At 65.5% G+C, this 4,737-nt stretch carries 3 protein-coding genes; all 3 read right to left on the bottom strand.

Features of this window, described 5'->3' with window-relative positions; all coding sequences use genetic code 11:
* Positions 1-129: 129 nt before the first annotated feature.
* Entirely contained in the window at positions 130-1,674 is a 1,545-nt protein-coding gene (locus ACREE8_RS11215) for a class I adenylate-forming enzyme family protein (protein WP_431573080.1), read from the bottom strand.
* Between the two features lie 24 nt (positions 1,675-1,698).
* The gene (locus tag ACREE8_RS11210; RefSeq protein ID WP_431573079.1) at positions 1,699-2,514 is read right to left on the bottom strand and encodes an enoyl-CoA hydratase/isomerase family protein; all 816 of its coding nucleotides are present in this window, start codon (positions 2,512-2,514) and stop codon (positions 1,699-1,701) included.
* 130 nt (positions 2,515-2,644) lie between these two features.
* Positions 2,645-4,615, bottom strand: coding sequence for an LTA synthase family protein (locus tag ACREE8_RS11205; RefSeq protein WP_431573078.1), 1,971 nt, complete (start codon positions 4,613-4,615; stop codon positions 2,645-2,647).
* Between the last annotated feature and the right edge of the window lie 122 nt (positions 4,616-4,737).

The following is a 4,737-nucleotide window of genomic DNA, read 5'->3' as shown; positions in this document are numbered from 1 at the left end:
GATTATAGGGGTTAATCTCCGCAAGCTGCAAGGTTTTCTCCGCATGATTTGCGGAGAAAACCAGGGTCGCAGAAGGGCGGGAACGGCCCCATGGACCAGGCCTGGGATTTGCGTCTTCGCGGGTCAGCCCTATGCGGTTTCGTATTCCTGCCGCAACAGGTTCCGGTCGACCTTGCCGCCCGCATTGTAGGGCAGGGCGTCGCGCGGGAAGACACGGTCGGGGCAGCGATAGCTGGCGAGATGGCGCTTGCAGTGGGCGACCAGGGCGGCGGGGTCGACCGGTCCGTCCTTGGCGACGATCACGGCGGCGATGATCTCGCCCCAGATCGGGTCAGGCAGGCCGATCACGACCGCGTCCTTGATGCCGGGAAAATCCAGCAGCACCTTCTCGACCTCGGCCGGATAGACGTTCTCGCCGCCGCGGATGATCATCTGTTTCTTGCGACCGGCGAGATAGATGTAGCCGTCGGCGTCGCGATAGCCGAGGTCGCCGCTGAAGAGCCAGCCCTCCTTTATGGCCTTGGCCGTCTCTTCCGGCATCTCCCAATAGCCCACCATGCCGGTGCCGCCGCGGCTGGCGATCTCGCCGATCTCGCCGGTGGGAACCTCGCGGCCCTGCGGGTCGCAGATCTTGAGCTCGACGCCGATCGGCGGCCGGCCGACGGAATCGAGATGCCTGGCGCCTTGAAGAAACGCCTCGCGATGATCGGCCATGGTCAGGATCGATTGCGGCAGATCCTCGGTCTGGCCGAAGGACTGCACCATCTCGCCCCTATAGACCGACATGACGTCGCGGAGCAGGCGCGGATTCATCGGCGCACCGGCATAGACGATCAACCGGACGTCGCCGAAACAGGCGGCACCGAAGTCGGGTGCTGCCGCCATCATGGCGAGCATGGTTGGCACCAGCGAAAGGAACGTGACGCGATGCTCGCGCACCGCCGCCATGGTCGCTTCGAGCTTGAACTGCGGCAGGATCAGCCCGCCGGCGCCGCGCACCATGCAGGTCATGGTGATCACCAGCGCGGAGATATGAAAGAGCGGCGTCGTCACATGGACGATGTCGTCGGGGCGGATCCCGAACTCGATGATGAATTTATAGGCGCGCAGGCAGGCTGCGCGCTGGTCCAGCACCGCGCCCTTGGGCCGTCCGGTGGTCCCGCTGGTGTAGCAGATGACGAAGGGCGCGCTGCCCTCGACGCCGGTGAGATCGGCAAGGCTGCAAGGATGCTTCGCGCGGGCCTCGCTGCAGAAGCTGTCGAGGCGCTGCCAACCGAGCGCGAGATCGGGCTTCAGCGCTTCCGCCTCGGCTTCATAGCGCGATCCGGCGAGCAGGAGCCGCGCATCGGAATTCTGGATCTGATAGCGCAGCTCCGGCACGCGCTGGCGATAATTGAGCGGCACGGCGATGGCGCCCAGGGCCGCGATCGCATAGAGGATCTCGAAGAAATCAATGCTGTCGACATCGAGCAACGCCACGCGGTCGCCGGGACGGATGCCCGACGCCGTCAGATGGTGCGACAGCGAGGCGACCTCGCCGGCAAAACCCTCGAAGCTCACGCTCCGCTCGGCCGCGATCAGGCAGGGCTTGGATCCGAACCGTCCGGCCGCGGCACGCACCAGCGCGGCCAGGCTGTCGCCATCGGGATGAAGCGTGGAGGGCAGGCGGTCCATGGTGGGGTGGCTCGGATCCGTCGATTACTCGAAGCGCGACTGGGCCCAGCGGATCGTCGAGGCGAAGCCGTCGCGTTTCACCCGCTGCTCCAGCTCTACCTTGAAAGGATCGGGCAGGAAGCAGAGCTCGACGAAGGCATCCTCACCCATGGCGATGGCGCTGCTGAAGCCCATGACCTCATAGCTGCGATTGACGGCGGCCTTGTTGAGCGCCCAGATCCCGGCGGGAAAGCCCTGCAGCTTGCGTGACCATTCGCGGACGCGGGCCTTCAACTGGCCCTGCTCGCAGAGTTCGTTGACGAGGCCGATGCGCTCGGCCCGCTCGGCGCTCATGAGCTCGCCCATCAGCAGCACCTCTTTGGCATGCCGGATGCCCATGACCCAGGGGCTGATGAGGAAGGGGGCGCTGGCGGCGATGCGAGCCTCGGGCTCGCCGAAGGTCGAGCTCTTGTCGGCCAGGACGAAATCGCAGGCCATGGCGAGCTCGAAACCGCCGCCGAGGCAATAGCCCTCGATCGCGGCGATGACCGGCTTCTTCGAATGCCAGACCTTCCAGCAGGCGGCGTTGCCGCGGCCGATATGGCGCCGGATCTCGTCGGGTCCGCCGCCCTCGAGCTCCTTCAGCGCTGCCGGCAGATCGTAGCCCGAGGAGAAATGAGGGCTCGTGCTGCCCAGTGCGATCACGCGCACCTCGTCGTCTTGTGCTGCCGCATCGAGCGCCTGGCCCAGCTCCGCCCATTGATGCTCGTCGAAAGCGTTCATCTTCCTGGCGCGGTCGAGGCGGATCCAGCGCAGGCCGTTCTCGTCCTCGATCTTCAACGTCGTGAAGGCGGTGGTCATGAGCGTGATCCCTCGATAAGGCCAATGGGCCGGGAAGCCAGCCTTGTGCTTTCCTCAGCCGGCGAGCAGTTGAATGGCTTTTCGTCGCCGCGGCAAGGGTGCCCGCGAAGCCATGAGGCGGGAGCTTCCGTCAGTCGCTCTGGGTCTGGCGCTGCACGACATGGACCGCGCCGGAGGAGATGGCGTCATCGACAAGCGAGGTGTCGGCGTCGCCCTCGGGCGTCGAGGTCGCCATCTCGACCGGCGGCAGCTGGGGTTTCGCGACCGGCAACGGGGCGAAGGAGCGGCGCGGCTGATCGAGAGCGCCCAAGGCATAGGCCTTGCCTTCGAACACATCGCGCTCAAGGAGCTCGACCGAGGCCAGCCAGTCGGCGGCGCGGCGGCATTCGGGGTCGCTGTCGCCGTCGCGGCAGACCTCGGCCACCTCACGCCCGCGATAGACCAGGGTCGCTTCCGGCAGCGGTCGGTAGAGGCGGTCGCCCGGCGTCCGCGCGAGATCGAACAGGGTCTTCTGCGAATTGCCGATGAGATCCATCACCAGCCGCGGCAGCTCGAACATCGGCACCGACCCGACCCGCAAGGGCCCGCGCTTGCCGTCGATGACGATCAGCGGCGTCGCATCGGAGACAGCGTACTGATCCGCGGTGAAATCGCCGAAGCGGTCGGCCAGCAGGCCCGATTCCACATAGCCGCCGAACTTGGCGCCCAAGGTCGGCAGATGGTCGCCGAAGGCAATGATGATGGCTTCCGGATCGGCGGCAGTGATGCGCTCGATCTCGTCGGCCAGCTCGTGCGACTTGTGCCGGATCACGCTGCCATAACGCTGGACCAGCTCGTTCGGCGATTGGGCGGTGAGCACGGCCGGGCGCTGTTCGCTCAGATCGTAGGACCAATGCCCGTAATAGGTCATGACATAGCTCAAGGTCGGACGATCGTCCCTCTCGCGATCGAGCCGCGTCGCGATCTGCCGATAGAGCGAACGGTCCGACAGGAAAGGGCCGGTGAGATCGTCGAGATCGAAATCCTTCACCGACCAGAAATTCTCGAAGCCGGCATGGCGATAGGCGTTCTGCCGGTTCCAGAAGCCGGGGCCGTTGGGGTGCGAGGCGACGGTGCGATAACCCAACTGCCCCAATACTTGCGGCAAGCAGGGCAGGTCATTGTCGAAGCCGCTCTCGAACTTCACGGTGAAATCATGGACCGGGAAGCCGCAGAGGAACTCGAACTCGGCATTGGCGGTCTGTCCGCCGAAGGCGGGACTGAGGGCGGTCGATTTGCCGGCCTGTTCCCACAAAGCCTCGAAGCGGGGATCGAAGGGCGGCTCGCTATAGCCGGCCTTCGTCAGCAGTGAGGGATCCCAGAAGCTCTCCAGCACCATCACATAGATGTTGCGCGGCTTGGCCGGGACCGCGAGGTTGCCGAACCAGGGTTGCTCCAGCCGCAGGGTCGCGGCGGCCAGCGCCTCGGCGCGGGTGGGACTCGGGTGATGGCTGGCGAGCTCGCGCGTGATCTCCTGCAGGCTGTGGAGGGCCGCCCCGCGCCAGACATAATTCTCGCGCTGGTCCCAGGTGGTGTTGCCGAAGCGCTCATCCATCGCCGCGACGATGGGAGCGGGCGCCAGCACCGGGATCGCGAAGAGGACGGCCAGTCCGGCCAGCCCGAGTTTGGCGGCGATGCCGCGCCAGGTGAGATTGGCGAGGACGAGGCCGCCCAGGATCGCGAGCGGGAGACAGAGGGCGAGCCAGCCCAGCGGCCCCAGCACCTCGATCAGCGCCGGAAAGGAATCGATATCGTCCGGCATCATCGGTCGACCCAGCAGCGCGATCTTCACCGGATTTCCGACCCATAAGGCCGTGACCAGCAAGGTCTGGATGATCAGGAAGACCCAGACCCGGCGCGAGGCCAGGAACAAAAGCCAGGAGGCCGCGAGCAGCAATCCGCCATCCCACAACATGCGGCTGCGCACGATGCGAATCTCGAACAGCCACTGCGCGAAGAAATCGGCGAGGAGATAGAGCAGCAGGGTGGAGACGGCCGGAATCGCCCAGCGCCAGCGCGTGAAATCAAGTCCGAAACCGGATATCGGGGAGGGGAATGGCATCCGGCGGCTCGGCGGTGCGTCGAATTGACTCTGAAATGAAACCTAACTGCAGCAACAAGTTCATAAAGCAGAGTTGGCCGGTGCGCCAGCCATCCGAAAGGAGGATGTTCCTGGCCTTGGCC

It is taken from the genome of Hypericibacter sp., assembly GCF_050729195.1.
Taxonomy (GTDB): domain Bacteria; phylum Pseudomonadota; class Alphaproteobacteria; order Dongiales; family Dongiaceae; genus Hypericibacter.
The sequence above is the reverse complement of the archived record's forward strand: the minus strand, read 5'-3'. Positions and strand labels throughout refer to the sequence as shown.